The organism is Microcoleus sp. FACHB-SPT15, assembly GCF_014849525.1.
In the GTDB taxonomy this organism is placed as follows: Bacteria; Cyanobacteriota; Cyanobacteriia; order Cyanobacteriales; family Coleofasciculaceae; genus Symplocastrum; species Symplocastrum torsivum.
On the sequence record NZ_JACJNU010000053.1, the window covers coordinates 268,145 to 287,133 of the forward strand.

The 18,989-nt window shown below is 45.4% G+C and carries 19 protein-coding genes and 1 pseudogene; 13 read left to right on the top strand and 7 right to left on the bottom strand.

Annotation, left to right across the window (positions count from 1 at the left end; translation table 11 throughout):
- Positions 1 to 298 precede the first annotated feature (298 nt).
- Genes H6F98_RS20240 through H6F98_RS20250 form a run of 3 tightly spaced genes read left to right on the top strand, consistent with a single transcriptional unit; the run spans position 299 to position 5,957 of the window.
- The gene (locus H6F98_RS20240; protein ID WP_192220494.1) at positions 299 to 1,135 is read left to right on the top strand and encodes a hypothetical protein; all 837 of its coding nucleotides are present in this window, start codon (positions 299 to 301) and stop codon (positions 1,133 to 1,135) included.
- Between the two features lie 60 nt (positions 1,136 to 1,195).
- Entirely contained in the window at positions 1,196 to 3,229 is a 2,034-nt protein-coding gene (locus H6F98_RS20245) for an ATP-binding protein (RefSeq protein ID WP_192220495.1), read from the top strand.
- A gap of 52 nt (positions 3,230 to 3,281) precedes the next feature.
- A complete protein-coding gene (locus H6F98_RS20250) occupies positions 3,282 to 5,957 on the top strand; it encodes a DNA translocase FtsK (protein WP_192220496.1) in 2,676 nt (891 codons plus the stop codon).
- 246 nt (positions 5,958 to 6,203) lie between these two features.
- Here the strand turns inward: H6F98_RS20250 and H6F98_RS20255 are convergent, their stop codons facing one another.
- Positions 6,204 to 6,641 carry an SRPBCC family protein gene (locus H6F98_RS20255; RefSeq protein WP_192220497.1) on the bottom strand — a complete coding sequence of 146 codons (438 nt, stop codon included), beginning with the start codon at positions 6,639 to 6,641 and terminating at the stop codon, positions 6,204 to 6,206.
- 258 nt (positions 6,642 to 6,899) lie between these two features.
- Here H6F98_RS20255 and dapB point away from each other — a divergent pair, with 258 nt between their 5' ends.
- On the top strand, positions 6,900 to 7,727 hold the full coding sequence (dapB, locus tag H6F98_RS20260) for a 4-hydroxy-tetrahydrodipicolinate reductase (RefSeq protein ID WP_192220498.1): 828 nt from the start codon (positions 6,900 to 6,902) through the stop codon (positions 7,725 to 7,727).
- 65 nt (positions 7,728 to 7,792) lie between these two features.
- Positions 7,793 to 8,491, top strand: coding sequence for a phosphate ABC transporter permease (locus H6F98_RS20265; RefSeq protein WP_192220499.1), 699 nt, complete (start codon positions 7,793 to 7,795; stop codon positions 8,489 to 8,491).
- Positions 8,492 to 8,538: 47 nt separating this feature from the next.
- Here the strand turns inward: H6F98_RS20265 and H6F98_RS20270 are convergent, their stop codons facing one another.
- Together H6F98_RS20270 and H6F98_RS20275 are read right to left on the bottom strand one after the other, a co-directional pair.
- Entirely contained in the window at positions 8,539 to 8,748 is a 210-nt protein-coding gene (locus tag H6F98_RS20270; RefSeq protein ID WP_192220705.1) for a Uma2 family endonuclease, read from the bottom strand.
- A 41-nt stretch (positions 8,749 to 8,789) separates the two neighbouring features.
- On the bottom strand, positions 8,790 to 9,923 hold the full coding sequence (locus tag H6F98_RS20275) for an RNA-guided endonuclease TnpB family protein (protein WP_192220500.1): 1,134 nt from the start codon (positions 9,921 to 9,923) through the stop codon (positions 8,790 to 8,792).
- A gap of 43 nt (positions 9,924 to 9,966) precedes the next feature.
- On the opposite strand from H6F98_RS20275, the gene tnpA reads away from it, so the two are divergent.
- Complete coding sequence (tnpA, locus tag H6F98_RS20280) at positions 9,967 to 10,362, top strand: IS200/IS605 family transposase (RefSeq protein ID WP_192220501.1); 396 nt, start codon at positions 9,967 to 9,969, stop codon at positions 10,360 to 10,362.
- Positions 10,363 to 10,440: 78 nt separating this feature from the next.
- Here tnpA and H6F98_RS20285 read toward each other — a convergent pair.
- The 3 genes and pseudogenes from H6F98_RS20285 to H6F98_RS20295 form a co-directional block, all read right to left on the bottom strand.
- Positions 10,441 to 10,791 (bottom strand): annotated as a pseudogene (locus H6F98_RS20285) (Uma2 family endonuclease); the annotation flags it as partial.
- 114 nt (positions 10,792 to 10,905) lie between these two features.
- Positions 10,906 to 11,535 carry a precorrin-8X methylmutase gene (locus H6F98_RS20290; RefSeq protein WP_192220502.1) on the bottom strand — a complete coding sequence of 210 codons (630 nt, stop codon included), beginning with the start codon at positions 11,533 to 11,535 and terminating at the stop codon, positions 10,906 to 10,908.
- 208 nt (positions 11,536 to 11,743) lie between these two features.
- A complete protein-coding gene (locus H6F98_RS20295) occupies positions 11,744 to 12,547 on the bottom strand; it encodes a TPM domain-containing protein (RefSeq protein WP_192220503.1) in 804 nt (267 codons plus the stop codon).
- 283 nt (positions 12,548 to 12,830) lie between these two features.
- On the opposite strand from H6F98_RS20295, the gene H6F98_RS20300 reads away from it, so the two are divergent.
- The gene (locus tag H6F98_RS20300; protein ID WP_192220504.1) at positions 12,831 to 14,147 is read left to right on the top strand and encodes a ribulose bisphosphate carboxylase small subunit; all 1,317 of its coding nucleotides are present in this window, start codon (positions 12,831 to 12,833) and stop codon (positions 14,145 to 14,147) included.
- 76 nt (positions 14,148 to 14,223) lie between these two features.
- On the opposite strand, the gene H6F98_RS20305 is transcribed toward H6F98_RS20300, so the two are convergent.
- Positions 14,224 to 14,931, bottom strand: a complete 708-nt coding sequence (locus H6F98_RS20305) for a fasciclin domain-containing protein (protein ID WP_192220505.1) — start codon at positions 14,929 to 14,931, stop codon at positions 14,224 to 14,226.
- 276 nt (positions 14,932 to 15,207) lie between these two features.
- Here H6F98_RS20305 and H6F98_RS20310 point away from each other — a divergent pair, with 276 nt between their 5' ends.
- The 6 genes from H6F98_RS20310 to atpH all read left to right on the top strand — a co-directional run bounded on the left by H6F98_RS20310 (position 15,208) and on the right by atpH (position 18,930).
- Positions 15,208 to 15,675 carry an ATP synthase subunit I gene (locus H6F98_RS20310; RefSeq protein WP_313929904.1) on the top strand — a complete coding sequence of 156 codons (468 nt, stop codon included), beginning with the start codon at positions 15,208 to 15,210 and terminating at the stop codon, positions 15,673 to 15,675.
- 62 nt (positions 15,676 to 15,737) lie between these two features.
- Positions 15,738 to 16,493: a F0F1 ATP synthase subunit A gene (gene atpB / locus H6F98_RS20315; protein ID WP_192220506.1), complete on the top strand. Its 756-nt coding sequence runs from the start codon at positions 15,738 to 15,740 to the stop codon at positions 16,491 to 16,493.
- A 126-nt stretch (positions 16,494 to 16,619) separates the two neighbouring features.
- Positions 16,620 to 16,865, top strand: a complete 246-nt coding sequence (gene atpE / locus H6F98_RS20320; RefSeq protein ID WP_190641179.1) for an ATP synthase F0 subunit C — start codon at positions 16,620 to 16,622, stop codon at positions 16,863 to 16,865.
- A gap of 141 nt (positions 16,866 to 17,006) precedes the next feature.
- Entirely contained in the window at positions 17,007 to 17,510 is a 504-nt protein-coding gene (locus tag H6F98_RS20325) for a F0F1 ATP synthase subunit B' (protein WP_192220707.1), read from the top strand.
- Between the two features lie 311 nt (positions 17,511 to 17,821).
- Positions 17,822 to 18,376 (top strand): F0F1 ATP synthase subunit B, encoded by a 555-nt coding sequence (locus H6F98_RS20330; RefSeq protein ID WP_242058613.1) that lies wholly within the window; start codon positions 17,822 to 17,824, stop codon positions 18,374 to 18,376.
- 8 nt (positions 18,377 to 18,384) lie between these two features.
- The gene (gene atpH, locus H6F98_RS20335; RefSeq protein ID WP_199348751.1) at positions 18,385 to 18,930 is read left to right on the top strand and encodes an ATP synthase F1 subunit delta; all 546 of its coding nucleotides are present in this window, start codon (positions 18,385 to 18,387) and stop codon (positions 18,928 to 18,930) included.
- Positions 18,931 to 18,989 lie beyond the last annotated feature (59 nt).

Sequence of the window (18,989 nt, forward strand, 5' to 3'; positions counted from 1 at the left end):
CTCTCTTCTATAAGCGGAACGTAGGTTTAGGCTACCAAGAGCATGGTGCCAGTCTGTAGAGGAATTTGATGCAGGAATCCCCCAACGTGCAGGTAGCCCACTATTTTTTGTCACCTTGAAATAGGATTTGTTAGGGTAGCAGAAGATGGGTACTTAGTAGTTGCGGCGAGTGCAACTGCCAACCTCCGTATATTCTCGGAAGCTATTTTGTCAACCTGCCGTAACAATAACTACAGGTCAGGTTTCGGGTGTTTATGTAGCTTCTGAGGTGTTGTTACAAATAGGTGAGGGTAGGTGAATGGATACGAATGAGCTGAAGTTTCTCTTGAAGTTGCTGGGTTTTCCCGATTACCGGGCACCTTTATCCAAGATTACGCCAAATTCTAAAACGTCAGCGACTGAGCGAGAACGGATTTGTCGCAAACTGCTGACTCGCGAGTTAGTTGAGTGTTCCTACGAAGTGACCAAACTCAAGCTTACTTCTCCAGGTAAAGCACTGCTCAAGTCAGACTCAACTGGGGTGCCAGTGACAGACAAAGAACTCAAAGTGCTTCGGGCTAGTGAAAAGGAAAAGATTAGTCCTGGGAAGACGGGGGTTCCAGTTGCGGAACGAGAGGCAATTATTCAGCGCTTGGCAGACAGGGGACTAATTGAGCTAGAGACTAAAGTCAAAGAAGTCTCACTTTCTGAGCGAGGACAACAGTGCCTTCGAGATGAGTACACCTCCAAAGGCTCTCAACCTGTTCTTAGCCTAGATATGCTGAACAGTTACCTGCGCTTTTTGCGGAAATCTCTGAGCATTCAGATGGAAAAACAGCAGGAACTTCCACAGACGCCATCGGCAACTGCACCGATGAGTCAACCTAGTGACGAACAGATTTTGCAGATGATTCGGGATTTAGATCAAGAACTGGGGACGGGAAATTATCTGCCGATTTTTCATTTGCGCCAAAAGTTAGAACCACTGCTGTCCAGGGATGGTTTCGATGAAGCACTCTACCGTCTGGAAGGAAATGATCAGATTGAACTAAGTGCCTTGGTAGAAGCAAGCCGCTACTCTCAAGAGCAAATTAGTGCAGGAATCAAGCAGCGTTCAGGTAGTCCGCTGTTTTTTATTAAGGTTACAACGAAGTAAAAATTAGCATCTCAATTCTTAGCACTCTAAAGCAATCAGCCCAACAAAGATATCAGCAACATGACATCCATTGATAACGTCATTCTCAAAAGTACCAACCCTTTTGATAACTACCGCTCTGTTAACTTTTGGCAGCCGCAAAAACAGCCAGAACCTGTAGTTGAATCGATTCATCAAGATGCGATCGCTACTATAGAAGAAACCCTCGATCAAGTTGTCCAAGATCATTGCACTCGCACTGTGATGCTTCAAGGCGATCCGGGTTCTGGTAAAACTTATCTATTGGGACGGCTCAAGAAGAAGCTAAATCATAAAGCCTTTTTTGTCTACATCAAGCCATTTCCACAGAGCGATCGTATCTGGCGGCATATCTTGCGCTACACCGTAGATAGTATGATACAAGTCCCAGAGGGACAGAAAGATTCTCAGTTAATGCTCTGGCTCAAGAGTCTATCTGCTTTCACAAAACACAGCCTAGGAGCGAGAGTCCTGAAGGATAACTTTTGGGAATTATTCACAAGCGATCGGAAACATTTCATCAATCACCTCAAAAACACTTACAAACAAGCAGGTATCTACAATGCAGACAACTTTTTTGGAGTACTGCACGATCTCACCAATCCAGAATTGTACACTTCAGCCTGCCAATGGCTACAAGGAGATGATTTAAGTGAAGAGTCTCTAAAGGAACTGGGAGTTAAAGGCTCTATTGATACAGAAGAAGCCGCAAGTGAAACCTTAGCCAACTTTGGTAGAATTTCTGCCGAAACCCAGCCAATTGTATTGTGCTTCGACCAACTAGAAAGTATTGCCCGTTTGCTTAATGGCTCTCCTGATTTACAAACCTTATTCAGCGTTAAAACTAAAATTCACGACGAAAACAATAACTTTTTGATTATTATCAGTATCACTACTGATACCTGGAGACAGAATGAGAGTCGTATTGACCAATCTCACAAAGCTCGTATTGATACAGAAGCTTATCTAAAACCTATTAGCCTGAAGGATGCAGAATTCCTGCTGGCTACTCGTCTCTCCCCACTGCATCATCAAGCGAATTCCAGACCCAATTCTCCTATTTATCCTTTAACTCAGCAAGTTTTAGGAGAGGAGTTTAAGCGGGGTAAAACTAATCCTAGAGAAGCACTCATGTTTGGTCGGGATGTAGTTCAGGATTATAAAAAATGGCTTGCTGGCGGGCAACAAGGCTCATTCAAACCTACGAAGAAAAAGAAAACAGATGAAAGCGATCGCGAAGAGCTACTAGCCAACTTTAAATTGAAATGGATTGAGGATTTTAATAAAGTTCAGCAGAGAATTACTAAAGTTCGTCAGGAATCCTCACCCGAATTAATTCAGATGCTGCAAGAAGGATTAACTGCATTGCAAGCAGAAGAAGTAAAGACTCCACTCCTAACCGGAACAAAATTTGCTAGTCATTCACTTAGCTATAAAATGTCTGGCAAGCCGGAACGAATAGGAGTTGTTTGGACAGAAGACCAAAACATGGGTACTTTTTTCCATGTAATGGAAGCTTGTCGGAAGGCAGTTGAGAAAAATTTGTGCCAAACTCTGTACTTGGTTCGCGCAGAAGGACTGGGCAAACCCAATAATAAGGGTTATAAACTTTATACGAAAATCTTCACAGGTTCTCCTCATCACCGAATTACCCCAAACCCACTCTCTGTTCAATATTTAGTTACCTATTACGACTTGGTGAAGGATGCGCGTGAGGGAGACTTCGTTATTAGAGGCGAAACTATTGGCTTGAAAAATTTACAAGCCCTCATCCGTGAATCTGAAGTTTTGCAGGATTGTCCTTTATTGCAAGATTTAGAAATTGTTCCGGGTAGCCCTATTAAACCTCCATCCCTTGAGCCTGTCAAAGATTTCTTGTTGAATTTTGTCATAACCCAGCAATTTCTAGGGCGACAAACATTAATTCAAAATGCTAGCAGCCAGTTTCCTGATGTTGATGAATCTCAAATTGACCAATTAATTGACCAACTGTGTCAGGAAGATAAAATTCAAATTCTTGACCCTCGTGCGAAACCAAAAGCACAGTTAGTCTGTTTAGTACCGAAAGCTAGTTAATGCTGTCAATTGTCTGAAGTTTACTTTAAAAATAATTAGGCTATCTTAGCCAATGTCCTACCTAACACAAGTCGCAGATATCCAGGCGCTCATCAACCAAATTGCTTCTGCAAAAACTCTCTGGTTAGATACCGAAGTCGCTGACTGGCATACTACAAACCCAAGACTGTCCTTGATTCAGGTGTTAGCCGATGCTAAAGATTTGACTGGCGATGCCGCTTACATTCTGGATGTTTTAGATAAGCCTGATTTGGTGAAATATTTTGTTAACCAAATCATGGGAAATCCCAATATTGAAAAAGTCTTTCACAACGCTAGCTTCGATGTAAAGTATCTAGGAGGTAAAGAGCAATCAAAAAATGTAACTTGTACCTTTAAAATGGTCAAAAATTTGACCAAACCGAGTCGCCCCAATCCCCTGAAAGTATCCAACAAGAAACTCAAAACCTTAGCAGTAGAAATTTGCCAGTTCTCCAATGTAGATGAAGAAGAACAGGGAAGCGACTGGGGACGGCGACCTCTGAGCGAAAAGCAGCTACAGTATGCAAAGATGGACACGGTTTATCTGGCTCATGTTCATCGCTGTTTAGTAGAACTAACTAACCCAATTAAACCAGAGCCAGTGGCTAAGATTTCCCATTCTGAACACCACTCTTTGAGCGTTACCAAAGTTCGAGTTGCCTTTGAGTGTCCTCGCTTGTTTTATCTGGGACATCGCTTTGGTGGAAAGACGGTGTTTCAGCCATCAGGTAATCCCCCTAAAGTTGGTACGGAATTTCATCAATTAGCTGACCATTTTGCGTTTATGGCTAAACAGGAACCGAGGTTCCAAGCCTTGCTTGAGCCAGAGGCAGATGAACTAAATGTAGATGCGATCGCTCAAGACTTACAGCAGCTATTTTACGAATTAGCCTTTTATCCCCATCTGCAAGCGGCTAGCCAAACTGATCCAGGGAAAGCACCTGCTTTGTTCCAGCTTTGGGAAGGATTGAAAGGACTAATCCGACGCTGGGCACAATTGTTGGTGCAAAATCGGCGCTATTGCAATGCATCGGATGTCCTTAGCAAAACGCTGATCGATTTTAAACCCAGCGTTAAGCATTACTTCCAACTGTCCGATGGTACGCAGCAATTAGTGCAGGGGAGATTTGATAGCCTGGTTTATGACTTTGAACACCACCGCCTCTGCGTGGTGGAGTATAAAACCTATCAGTCACCAGATAAATCGGCTCAGCTAGCTCAAGTTGCCCTCTACAGCTATATGCTACGGGAAAAGCTTGGAGTACCTATAGACTCAGCCGTCTACAGTGTTTTGCCCAACTGGGACGAACTTACCTTCACTTGGCACGAACTCGAAAACACGGTGCATCAGTTGATTCCCCAGAAATTACAACAGATGCGCCAATGGATCGATTGGGAACCGCCTGAACCCAATCCACCACCACCTACACCTCATCCACACTTATTCTGTGATATTTGCCCTCAGCGAAAAAAGTGCCAAACCTATTTTGATGTGGGTGGTGAAGTATCTAATGTTGCTAGCGAATTAAAAAACCTAACCCCCCAACCCCCTTCCCTGCCAGGGAAGGGGGAGAAAGACTTCTCTCTCCCTTTAGAAGAGGAGTTCTCCATTGACTCGCCAACAGTATCAGTACCTACCCAGCTACCACCGCCGCTATCGCCAGTTGATGCTGAGGCAATTGGGAAAAACTTGGTAGCGACTCTTCAATCCTTTAATATTGGAGTCGATTATTGTGGGGCGGCTGTTGGCCCTGCTTTCATTCGGGTGAAGCTCAAACCTCATCTGGGTGTTAAGGTAAACTCTCTCCTGAAATTGTCTGCTGATTTGCAAGTGCAGTTGGGGATAGAAAATCCTCCACTAATTGCTCCTCAAGCAGGGTATGTCAGTGTTGATTTGCCCCGTCCAGACAGGCAAGTTGCTAGCTTTGAGCAGTACATTCAGCCCCAAAAATCTTCTGCTGAGGTACGAGTACGAATTGCAATCGGGGTGGATTTGGATGGGCAGTTGAAAGAGGCTGATTTATCTGATCCAAATACTTGTCACTTTTTAGTAGGAGGCACAACTGGCAGTGGCAAGAGTGAGTTTTTGCGATCGCTTCTCCTCTCCCTACTTTACCGTCATTCCCCATCCCAACTAAAAATTGCGTTGGTAGACCCTAAGCGTGTTACCTTTCCAGAATTTGAACAGATGCCCTGGTTATTGTCACCAATTGTCAAAGATAGCGATAGTGCAATTGAACTAATGGATGAGTTGGTAGCACAAATGGAGCATCGTTATCAGTTGTTTGAAGCTGCTGGTTGTGCCGACTTGACTACCTATAATCAACACGTTGCCCAACCTTTGCCTCGTATTGTCTGTATCTTTGATGAATATGCTGATTTCATGGCAGAAAAAGACACCCGCAAAGCTTTGGAACTGAGTATCAAACGCCTCGGTGCTATGGCAAGGGCGGCTGGAATTCACCTTATTATTGCAACTCAACGCCCAGAAGCTAGCGTTGTCACACCAATCATCCGCTCCAATTTACCAGGACGAGTTGCCCTGCGTACCGCTAGCGAGGCAGATTCAAGCATTGTTCTAGGCGGAAAACTCACGGCAGCAGCTTATTTGTTGGGGAAAGGAGATTTACTTTACCAAGGTGGTGCTCAACAACATCGTCTGCAAAGTTTATTTGCACCAAAAATTCAGCTACCCAAGTATAGCTAGGCAGATTTGGCTAGTAGACCTCGGCGGGAATAGAGCTACTATTTAGGCAGGGTTGAATATGAAGAGTCAGTTGACCTGCAAGTTCGACCCATTCACCCTTGCAGCACAAAGCGTTTGAGCTATTGGGTATCTCCCTCTAATGTACCCAGTAACTGCACAGGGCAAAATAGCAGTTTTCCTTGTAGCTACAAGGCTTTTGGGCGCTTTTTGAAAAAAAACTTCAGCTTAACCAAGACACAGGGCTACTTAGCTATACATAAGCGTCTGCTTAAGGTTTTGCATCCGCAGCTTAAACATTGTCTCCAACCCTAGGCGAATCAATGTACCATCCACCAGGGGATTGAGTTCAAATTTCACCGAATCAACGATGCGGGTTGATTCAGAGGTAATTGCCATAAACTGATGAGTATGCTCCCAGATGCGGAAAGGACCACTGACTTGTTCGTCTACGAAACAAACTGGGGGGTCCCAATGAGTAATTTTGGCTTGCCAGTCAATCCCAATGCCGAACAACTCGACTCGCACTGTAAATTGAGTGCCCAGAGTACAAACAATGTTCGATTCTTTAAGCCGGACTAGGGGAAAAGGTGGAGCAACACGCTCCAAAAGCTGCACATCTTCATGGGCTTTCCAAACTGATGCCACAGGGAGGGGTACAGTTTCAGCTACCTCAAATCGTTCCAAAAGTGCTGTTCTCCACAAACATTTTTTCGCCTAAATTTCACTGTACTGCAACTGTATCTAAGTTTTCCAGTCAGTACTCAAGATGAGCTATTACCAAGCCGCATCAGTTAAAGGTAACCTTGTCCTGTAATCGACCGTGAACAATCAGCAGTCAACTGTCAACAACTTCGTGTAAGGCATTGTTTTTCAGCCAACTCGCTTCGTTCCCACGTCTTGGTCTAAAATTCGCTTGATCGTTCCCAAGGATATCCTGGAATTATGTCTAATCAATCTCCCATCCCCGTCGTGGTCAATGGTGCTGGTGGCAAAATGGGTCGTGAGGTCATTAAGGCTGTTACCGAAGCCGAAGATATGACCTTGCTGGGTGCTATTGACCGTAACCCAAATTACCTGGGTCAAGATGCGGGTGAAGTCGCTGGGTGTGGTCCTGTTGAGATTCCCATCTTGAATGACTTACAAGCGACACTAGTAATGGCGACCCAGGAAAAAGTGCAGGGTGTCATGGTAGATTTTACTCACCCCAGCGGTGTTTATGAAAATGTGCGGAGTGCGATCGCATATGGCGTTCGACCTGTTGTTGGCACGACAGGACTCAGTTCAGAGCAAATTCAAGAACTCGCAGACTTTGCCGAAAAAGCCAGCACGGGTGCCTTAATTATTCCCAACTTCTCCATTGGCATGGTGTTGCTTCAGCAGGCAGCCGTTCAAGCCTCTCAATACTTTGACCACGTTGAAATTATTGAGCTGCACCACAATCAAAAAGCCGATGCCCCTAGCGGCACGGCTATTCAAACGGCTCAACAGCTATCAGGGCTGGGAAAAACTTACAATCAGGCTGTTGTTAAAGAAACAGAAAAATTAGCAGGGGCAAGGGGCAGTGTTGCGGATGACAATATTCGTATCCACAGCGTTCGCTTACCAGGTCTTATCGCTCACCAGGAAGTCATCTTCGGTGCGCCTGGTCAAATCTACACTCTACGTCACGATACTACAGATCGCTCCTGCTATATGCCAGGAGTACTGCTGGCAATTCGTAAAGTCACCCAGCTTAAATCCCTTCTCTACGGATTAGAAAAAATCCTCTAACTCGTTGTTGGTTATTTGTTTTTAGCAAATCCCCAACAACAAACAACAAACAACAAACAACAACTATGCTAGTTCCCATCACACGCCAGAAGTTTGAACAAGTCATTCCTATCCTTGCGACAGGGCCTCAATACGCCTACTGTTGGGGAAAATTCCCTGTTTTTATAAAACGACTGCTGATTTCTGTGATAGCAGTCGTCGTTGTTCTAATTTTGGGACTAGCATTAGGAGAAGGTTTCAATCCTGTACGCTTGTTACTCGGTATCATTGCTGCACTTTACTGGCTGTGGGCACCTATTTACTGGGCAACCAGGCGTAACCTTGAGATACGACGCTACAAATATAGCGGCTTCTGGCGTGGTGAAGTCTTGGATGTTTTTGTAACAGAAGAGTTGATTGGTACCGAGGAAAATGTCAATAACCGAGGTGAATTATTGATTGTTGAAAATCGAGAGCGACGCCTCAACTTAGATGTGGGTGATGAGACAGGATTTGAAACCCAGCTACAAGTGCCGCTACGTCGTACTCATAAAGGAATTGCTCCTGGTCAAATTGCTGAAATGCTAGTGATGTCCAATCAATCTGACCTAGGACGCATCGCTAAGACATCTGATGTCTATATTCCTAGCCTGAATCTTTGGGTCAGTGACTATCCCTATGTGCAACGAGATGTTTTTGATCAGGTTAGCCGTCAGTTGGGCGAATCTAGAGAGGCAACTTCTCCAAAAAAACGTGCCGCCAAGACGAAGCGTCGCATTCGCTAAAGGAATTGCCATGCGATCGTTAAGTTATTCTATTGATCGCGTAGCATCTATGTAAAAGAATTGCCTCCTAACCTCAACCAACCAAACAAATCTCCCACAGTGATTTGCCAGTCTGCTACAAGGTCTGGGACAGGTAGCACGTCTTTTGGTTCTCGAAACAGTTCCGGCTGCTGTCCCAGTGGGTATACCAGCACAGAGCGTTCATCTGGGTCAATCAGCCAACCTAACCGACTACCGTGCTTGAGGCAGTGCAGGATATTCCCATTGAGCCACTCCCACGGCTAGAAGTCGATGGGATTCAGGCATCTAGCAAGGATTGCAGGATTAAATCCTGTCTAACATCCTCTACGCCTAGAGTCGGACTCCCAACTCTTTTGATATTTAACGCAGCGTTCCTGTCTCGGTCATTAACCGAATGACAAGACGGGCAACGCCAACGCCTGACCGATAAATCCAGGGATTCTAAGACATGGCTACAACAACAACAGGTTTTACTAGAGGGATACCAGGGGTCAATGTAGACAACCTGCTTGCCCTTCTTTTTAGCTACCCATTCTAGAATCGCCAGGAATTCACCTAATGCTAAATCCCCAATCTTGCGTCCCCACAGGCGTTGCATTCCCTTGAGGTTTAGAGTCTCAAAGCACAACACATCAAACTTGTTGGTCAAATCGTGTGCCAGCTTCCAGAACCAATCACGTCTTCGGCTAGAGACAGCCTCATGTTGACGGACTAAGTGCTTTCTTGCTTGCTCTCGATTGTTTGACCCCTTCTGTTTAAGAGAGTGTTGGCGCGATGCCTTGCCAATAGCATTGAGTGAAACCTTCAGAAACTGAGGCGAGTCAACACCAAACCCTTCAGAACAAGTGAGGAATGTCTTTAAGCCGAAATCAAAACCCGCTATTTTACCAGTCATGATTTTGAGTTCTGGCTCCAGAACACTGTCAACAACGACCACCATAAACAACTCACCTAGAGGTGTCCGCTTAATGGTCAGCGTCTTGACCGTCCCTTCGATTTTCCTTGAGTTCCAGTATTGATAAACTCTGCTACCTATCTTGATTCGGTTACCACCCAAGAACTTATAGCCAGCTTGCTTAAGGGTGAATGACTTATATTTCTTGACCTTCTTAAACCCTGGTGGTCTAACTTCTTTCTTGTGATGCTTGAAGAAGAGTTGGTAGGCTTTATCAATCCGCTGGCAGATATCCTGAACAGCTTGAGAACCTACCAACTGCCAAAACGGGTTACGCTTGCGCAACTTGGCAATATGCTTCTGAAGTCGCGCACAGTTCAAGCGCTTTCCCCACATCCGGTAGTACCGTTTGTGAAGTGCAATCGCATGGTTATAGATAACTCCAGCAGCATTGATTGACCGCTTAAGATACCGATTGCGCTTGTGACTGTATAGCTTGAACTTCAAAGTTTTCATGTTGTCTATTGTACGATGTCTATAGACTTATTGCGATAGACACATGGCTCAAGAGTATCGACATAAACACACATCGGTTTCACTGGTGAACTACCACTTCTGCTGGATTGTCCGTAGAAGGCGAAGAGTACTAACTGGGAGCATCAAACAGCGACTAGACATACTTATTCATGATGCAGCGAGTGCGCTAGAGTGCGAGGTTTTAAGTCTTGCCATAGAACCCGAACACGTCCACTTGTTTATCAACTCCCCACCCAATATTGCTCCATCAGAGTTGATGCATCGAATCAAAGGACGGACGGCTAGATTCTTGAGAAAAGAGTTTCCTGAGTTAATGAAGCTTCCTAGTATGTGGACTAGGGCATACTTTGTGTCTACCGCTGGCAATGTAGCTAGTTCAACAATTCAAAAGTATATTGAAGCTCAAGGAAAAAACTGACGGCGCTTAAAAGCGCTAACGCTACATCCCACCCATGAATGAGGTGGGCTTTGCTCGTTGTTCTGTAACTTTGGTTTAGCTTTGGTCAGGAGAGAGAATTTCAATCGTCCAATCAGGAGCAGCCTCAAATACATTGGCAACATCCCCATTCTCATCAAGGGGTATCCTCTCCCAGGCAAACATCGCTACATCGGGTACGATTGAGCGTCCCCCAAAGGTACATCGCAGTTCTGGAAAGGCAAGGGCAATCTGCTGAGCCTCGAAAACCTCGTTAATGGCAGTGAGTAGCTTACCCTGTAACTGGCTGTGCTTCCCCTGAGGCATTGGCTTTTGGATGATTTGATCGTTAATGTATTCACTCGCTGGCTTCGTTTCTGGTAGTTTCAGAAACTCATCTAGGGTGAGTGTTTTTGTCGGTGTTTTTACCATTTGCGATCGCCTCCTTCCTCTACCATCACGCTTTGTGGTTGCTGCAATGGTTCTCCCAGAATCTTCTAGAGCTTTCTCTCTAATTGACCCAATCGTTATTAATAACCAGTCCTGTCAGCTAACACCATTAGTGTCCTGACCATACGCTTGCCAAGCCAAATCTACTAAACCGTTGACAATTGCAGCCGCAACCACTGCGCTACCCTTACGACCTTCAATCCGAATATGGGGGATAAACGAGTCTTTTAGTCGATCTTTGGCGACATCCACTTCAACAAATCCCGAAGGTGTGCCAATGACCAAGGCTGGTCGAATTTCCTCTGCCTCGATTAACTCAACTAGTGCTGTCAGTGCCGTCTGAGCCTGACCAACAACAAAAATCCCTTCCGGGTAGCGTCTGGCTAACGTTTGTATACCCCAAGCCGCTCGTGTCTTTTCTTTTTGGGGTCGCGTTAGCGCTTCCATGCTGCAATACACGGGATTGGCAAAGGTGTTTTGGATATGGGGAGTAATGCCAACTTGTACCATTGGGACATCAACCACAATCGTGCTACGAGCCGCTAGCGCTGCTGCTCCCGCTTGTAAAGCTCGCTCAGAAAAATGAATTAGAGACTGATATTCAAAGTCAGCAGTTGCATAAATCACTCGGCGCACAATCTCATATTCTGCTGGTGAAAAGACGTGCTCGCCCATTTCTCGGTCAATAATTGCCAAACTTTGGGCATCCGTTGCATGCCATTCCATGACTTTTTCAATCCCAATCTGATTTGCTGTTTTTAAGCCCTTGTGTGAGAAGGTTAATTATTTTACTGTAATTCACTATACAAATAGTGTTAATTATTCTGAGTTTTTTTAAGGGTTTGTCTCACATAGGGCTAAAGGCATCTAGCTGTGAAGCTCTCGCAAAAAGCTAGACGCCACCAACAATTAATTATCTACTGTATTCGACGGTTTAGGTTTCAGATGTGGAGGATTGATTAATGATCGGTGATAAGTAAGCGACTAATGCCCCAAGGACAAAGCCGATAACGTTACGAAATAGCGGTAACCAATCCGAGGTTCGTGTAATGACAGGCCCAATCCCAAAAGCAATAAATAGAATACCCCACAGAGGTGAGAAAATTAATGCCCATTGCCAAGCAAAGACTTGTCCTTCTTTACGGGGGATAGCAGCAAACCCGCAAATTACACCACCCAAGGTTGAAGTAATAAGGGTGAGAAGCCACTGTTCCCTTGGCAAACCGGGGACAACCCTACAGCCCCCCTGACGCAGACAGGTCTTAATTGTCTCTAGGGAGTCAACAATTGATTGGTTTTCACCATTGTCACGGACATAGTAGAGATTGCCGAAGCGCGTCTGCAACTCAACCCAGAACGTGCGTGGAAGGAATGGATAAAGGGCATCACCCACATTAAACCCAAGTAGATTACCACCGCGTGAGTCAGCGATCAGTAGTACACTTTTATCGTTAAGTCCCCAGAACTCTTTGACGGCTCGACCCGGTGTGCGGTCATACTGAGTCAAAACTCGCAATTTCCAGCCAGTTTCCGCCTCGAAATTTTCTAAATCTTTAATGAGTGCTTGTTCCTGAAGCGTTGGGAGGAAGTTGGCTAGGTCAATTACTGGTGTTTGAGTATTAGGCAAGAGATCGGGGTTGTCGTAGGCTTGTGCTACAGGCGCGATCGCCCAAACCGAGAGGGCAAGGAAAAACGCCGCTAGAGATACCAGTATTCGTTTTGGAAAAAGATGCTGCATTGTGAGTTTTTATCCAAGTTTTTAGCGTGGACACCAAAGGAGGCTTTAAATCAGGGAGCAGGTAAAAGTAAGATTTTCTTTACACTTGTTTACTTTAGTCTAATATTAGCGGCGATCGCAAAGCGTTGAGCAGCTAAGTTAAGCAATATTACTCACAAAGAGGTCTACAGCCATAGATGAATCAGGGTGATGAGGGAGAATTTCTGCCCTACCTTCCCCGCCTTCCCCTGCGATCGCTTATGTATGATTAAGTTTTGGCGATGCCTTATTTACATCTACACCGATGAGCTATTACATTTCTCCCCGATTCCTTGACAAACTCGCTGTTCACATCACCAAAAATTATCTTGACTTACCTGGAGTCCGAGTTCCTCTCATTTTAGGGATTCATGGTCGCAAAGGAGAGGGAAAATCCTTTCAGTGTGAACTCGTGTTTGAGCGCATGGGTGTTGAAGCTGTCCACATGTCAGCGGGTGAACTCGAAAGCCCAGATGCTGGCGATCCTTCACGTTTGATTCGCTTACGCTATCGGGAAGCGGCAGAATTGATCAAGGTACGAGGCAAGATGGCTGTACTGATGATTAATGATTTAGATGCTGGGGCTGGGCGCTTTGATCAAGGCACTCAATATACGGTCAATACTCAGTTGGTGAACGGCACCTTGATGAACATTGCCGATAACCCGACAGATGTACAACTCCCAGGCAGTTACGACTCAACACCTCTCCCTCGTGTGCCAATCATTGTCACCGGGAATGACTTTTCCACACTGTATGCCCCATTAATTCGGGATGGTCGGATGGAGAAGTTCTTCTGGGAACCTAATCGAGAAGACAAAATCGGTGTTGTTGAAGGTATCTTTTCTGAAGATGGACTACCTCGCCGCGAGATCGAACAGTTAGTTGAGACGTTCTCGAATCAAGCGATTGATTTCTTTAGTGCGTTGCGATCGCGTGTTTACGATGAACAAATCCGTGAGTTCATTCACAAGATTGGAATTGACAGAGTCTCCTCACGAATAGTAAACAGTGCAGAAGAACCACCAAAGTTTCCCAAGCCGAATTTTCAACTACCTCGCTTAATCGAGTTTGGCAATCTGTTGACTGGTGAACAGAAGCAGATAGAGGATATGCGACTAGTCAGGGAGTACAATCAAGGTCTCGGATTACGGGTAACTCCTCAAGAACCAAGAGGTTCCAGTCGTCCTGCCCCGACAAAGCCGGAAAATGGGAATGCGATCGCTTCTAATAATTTAGGGGACGAGTCAACAAGTACTAGCGCTTCTAATGGCTTTAGCGATTCTAGTAACAGCAGTAAACAGGTACCGAGTATTCCATTAGATCTAGAAACCCAAGAGCAAATTCGTGAGCTTTTGGCTCAAGGTTACCGACTTAGTATCGAGTACGCCAATGAGCGTCGAGTCCGCACTAATGCTTGGCAAAGTGGTACTTCGTTCCAAGGTAATGAAGCATCAGAAGCAATCATTACTTTAGCAGAAAGCTTAGGTGAGCATAGGGGTGAGTATGTTCGCTTGATCGGCATTGACACCAAAGCGAAGCGGCGGGTTCTAGAGAAGATTATTCAACGACCGCATGACTAAAAAATAAGCCTCCTTAAAACTCTGGAGGCTTAGAAATCAACACTCTAGTTGTAGCGAAACGAAGAGATTCGTAGGCTTAATTTTTGTTCTGAGTAACTTGCTGTGGTACTCCCAATTCCAGTAGAGCTTGTCGGGGTAGAATCACTTGGTCAACCGCATGAATAACGCCGTTGCTTGCCTGAATATCAGCTTGAGTGACTTTTGCATTGTTGATAGCGACTGTACCATCTGTACCAAGTTGTACAGCTAACGACTCTCCAGCAAGAGTTTCAACTTCTCCTGACTGGATTTGAGAACTTGTCACTGCACCGGGAACCACATGATAGCTCAGCAGTTGTACAAGTATTTCTTTGTTTTCTGGCAGTAGTAGCTGTTCTAATACTCCTTCTGGCAATGCAGCGAAGGCTTCATCGGTAGGAGCAAAAACGGTGTAAGGTCCTTCTGAGGATAAGGTTTCTGCTAAATCTGCTGCCTCAATCGCTTTGGCAAGAGTTTTGAATTGGTCAGTCGCCGCTTCTACGATGTTGTTGCTTGCTGATGACGCTTCTGGTGAGGCTGGCGCTGTAGCGGGTGGTGCAACTTGTGGTGCAGGTTCTAGGGAAGAATTTGGCGTTGTACCAGTTTGGGCTTCTGGGGCGGGTGAAGCCGGAGTAGCATCTGCGGTGTAGACAGAGGTGCCACTGGATGAGCGCTCAAGTTGATTGTTTTGTGTAGCGAATGCAGGGAGACTGATGAAGGCACTCATTCCAAGGATGCCAACTAGCAACTGAGTTCGACTTTTCATGAACCAATAGCTCCTAAATGCTACGTTTTGTAAAGCCACAGAATCAATCTACGTGAGGTTGCTCTTATACGTCTCTATCAAACGGCATACTATTTGAAAGTAATGGTGATGAAACTGAAACTTAAAAATATGCGATCGCCTTATCAGTAACTGATTGTGTCAATTTAGGTTAGTCGCTTTGATTGGGAAAAAAATACCGAACATTAACTATTTTTTAAGTATTGTTACTACTGCGTGGTATGATTACCTAGGACTTGTTGAATACAAGCCAACTTTGTGGAATTGCTTTTGCTGCTACCTGTGAACTTGTCAGACGACTCTCCTCAACCGACATCGGCAACAGAGGAACTTTCTCAAGCGAGTTCCCCACCCTCCCCAATGAGTTCCTCCATGCAGGAGTTCTACCAACTCAAACAAACGTTGTTGTTGGTCACACTTGCATTGGCAGGAATCATCTTTATCTCTGTTTGGATTTTTTACTCGCTTGACATTGCCTTGAATTATTTGATCGGGGCGTGCACAGGTGTGGTTTACTTGAGAATGTTGGCTAAAGACGTTGAGCGGCTAGGCCAACAAAAAAGGCGTCCGAGTCCTGCCCGGTTCGCAATTTTTATTGGGCTATTTATCGTTGCCACTCAATGGCAAAAGTTGCAGATTTTGCCCATATTTTTAGGATTTCTGACTTACAAAGCCGCACTCATCGTCTATGTACTGCAAAGCACACTGCTTCCTACTTCTAAGTAGGTTAAGTTGTTAGTCAGCTAAGCCCGTTCCACTTATGACAGCTATCTGGGGAAATCTCCGGAATGGAAATGATAAATGGTTTTTCGCTTTTGAATTCTTTGCCACTTGCTGAATTAGAAGTTGGTCAGCATTTGTACTGGCACCTCGGCAATTTGAAAGTACACGGGCAGGTTCTCATTACCTCTTGGGTTGTGATTGCCATTCTCGTCACGGCTTCAATTGCAGCAACTCGAAATATCCAGAGAATTCCTAGCGGCATCCAAAATTTTATGGAGTATGCTCTGGAATTTCTGCGGGATTTGGCAAAAACTCAGATTGGTGAGAAAGAGTATCGCCCTTGGGTACCTTTTGTCGGTACTCTATTCTTGTTCATTTTTGTGGCAAATTGGTCTGGGGCGCTTGTTCCTTGGAAGCTGATTAAGCTGCCAGAAGGGGAGTTAGCAGCTCCAACAAGCGACATCAACACAACAGTTGCCTTTGCCCTACTGACTTCCTTAGCGTATTTCTACGCTGGCTTGAGCAAAAAGGGTTTAGGATACTTTGCTGGTTACGCCCAACCGATACCAATCATGGTACCTTTCAAGATTTTGGAAGATTTCACCAAACCTCTTTCCCTGAGTTTCCGTCTGTTCGGCAACATTCTGGCAGATGAACTGGTAGTGGGAGTGCTGGTGTTTCTAGTTCCTTTGTTTGTTCCTCTACCGGTGATGGCACTGGGCTTATTTACCAGCGCCATTCAAGCGCTCATCTTCGCCACTTTGGCAGCCGCTTACATCGGAGAGGCAATGGAGGATCATGGCGAAGAGCATCATGAGTGAAGTTCGCCTCACTTATCAAGATGTTTCAGTTTTGGCTCACCTCCTATCATTAGTCCGCCTTAGAAGCGGATTTTTCGAGGTAGGAGTCTAACCTGTAGTTGTTTAGTTAATTTAAGGAAAATCAAGATGGACCCATTAATTGCTGCTGCTTCCGTTATCGCTGCTGCTCTGGCTGTTGGTCTTGCTGCTATTGGTCCTGGCATTGGTCAGGGAAATGCAGCGGGTCAGGCAGTAGAAGGAATTGCACGCCAGCCAGAAGCCGAAGGAAAAATTCGCGGTACGCTGCTGTTGAGCTTAGCCTTCATGGAAGCGCTAACAATTTACGGTCTGGTCGTCGCCCTCGTCCTGCTGTTTGCTAACCCCTTCTCGTAATAGTAGGGTTCTTTTTCAGCGCTCAGCTTACCAAAATAATGGAGTCTGAGCGCTGGAAAAGTTGACACAATTTATACCAAAAGTATCCCCATCCCAACTGAGTAGCTGACCTTTTTTAAGCCGTGGGATCTGAAAATAATGATGACACATTGGACAATTTTACTAGCTGTCGAAACAGCTGAAGCTGCGACCGAAGCTGCCAAAGAAGGGGGGTTGTTTGATTTTGATGCCACCCTGCCGATAATGGCACTACAGTTTTTGCTTTTGGTGGTGGTGTTGAATGTAGTGTTCTACAAACCATTGAGCAAGTCAATTGATGGACGGGATGACTATATCCGCAAGAATTTGTTGGAGTCGCGTGAACGTTTAGCCAAGGCAGAGAATCTAGCCAAGCAGTATGAGCAAGAGCTAGGAGAAACTCGCCGGAAGTCGCAAGCGACAATCGCGGCAGCACAAGCAGATGCCCAGAAAGTTGCGGCTCAAAAAATAGCTCAAGCTCAAGCTGAGGCTCAGGCACAACGAGAGCAAGCCCAACGAGAGATTGAACAGCAAAAAGCTGAGGCACTAACGTCCCTTGAACAAGAAGTGGATGCCTTGAGTCGCCAGATTCTCGAAAAACTCTTGGGACGAGAGTTGGTTAAGTAAAGCAAGTGATGGCTGGCATTATCTTGTGGAAGCGTTTTAGCAGTGGGTGTGATACAAGCCTGTGGCGGTGTGAAAGTGGCATTGCTATAAACGAGGCTCTAAATAGGCAATAAAAGTAAGCGACTTCCTAAAGAATAGCTTTGCTTCACACGCCCCCCTAGATTACTAAACCGTTTCTCATCAGATTGCCCGTTGCGGTAGTAGGACAGTTATGTTTCCTAGAAACGTTAATCGCAACGTTATTTTTGCCTTCCGTGTATCCTTCAAAAGTATTTGCAATACTCAATCTTCAAGAGTTGTATATGGATATTATGAGTACTTTCTCATTCCTGGCTACCGCAGCGGCAGAAGTCGCAGCGGAAGGCGGTTCAGAAGGAGGTTTGGGTCTAAACTTTGACCTTCTAGAAACCAACTTGATTAACCTCGTAATCATTATCGGGGTACTATTTTTCTTTGGGCGTAAATTTTTAGGTAAAACCCTATCAGAAAGACGCTCAAACATTGAACAAGCGATTCAAGATGCCGAAAAACGGCAGAAAGAGGCTGCTGCTTCTCTAGCAGATGCTCAGCAGAAATTAGCACAAGCCCAAGCCGAGGCGGAGAGAATCCGAGCCAAGGGTGAAGAAAATGCCCAGGCAGCAAGAGCGGCGATTCTAGAGAAGGCAGCTAAAGATGTTGAAGCCGTTAGAAAAACCGCGACTCAGGATTTGAACGCAGACAGAGAACGTGCGATCGCAGAACTTCGAGAGCGAGTAGCAGCGATGGCAATGCAGCGAGTCGAGTCGCAGCTTCAAGATCACTTAGACGACTCGGCTCAACAACAATTAATTGACCGCAGCATTGCTCTACTGGGAGGTGGATCGTGAAAGGAAGTATGGTGAGTGGTGAGATACTAGAGCCTTACGCAGATGCGTTAATGTCTCTGGCTCAGTCCAGTGATAAGGTAGAGCGTATTGGTGAGGATGTTGCAGCCTTACTGAATCTGTTGAAAGAATCACCGGAGTTGGACGAGTTTCTAAGCAGTCCAATTGTGAAAGCTGAAGACAAGAAAGCCGTACTGCAACGAATTAGTGGGGATCAATTTGACCCCTACACCAAGAATTTTGTGAATATTTTGATTGATCGGCGGCGCATCATTTTTCTAGAAGGAATCTGCAAGCAGTATCAGACTCTTCTACGACAGTTGAAGCAGACAGTTCTCGCGGAGGTCACTTCAGCCGTAGAACTATCAGAATCTCAGCAGCAGTCGGTTCGAGAGAAAGTCACCGCCATGACGGGTGCCCAGCAGGTAGAACTGGATACAAAAATTGACCCAGAGTTAATTGGTGGTGTCATCATCACAGTAGGGTCTCAGGTAATTGATGCCAGCTTGCGGGGACAACTACGTCGTATTGGTCTGCGCCTGAGCAGTAGTACCTAGAGACTAGAAGAAAATAAGAAATACTACCTCTCGTCTCCAACAAACAACAAACAACAAAT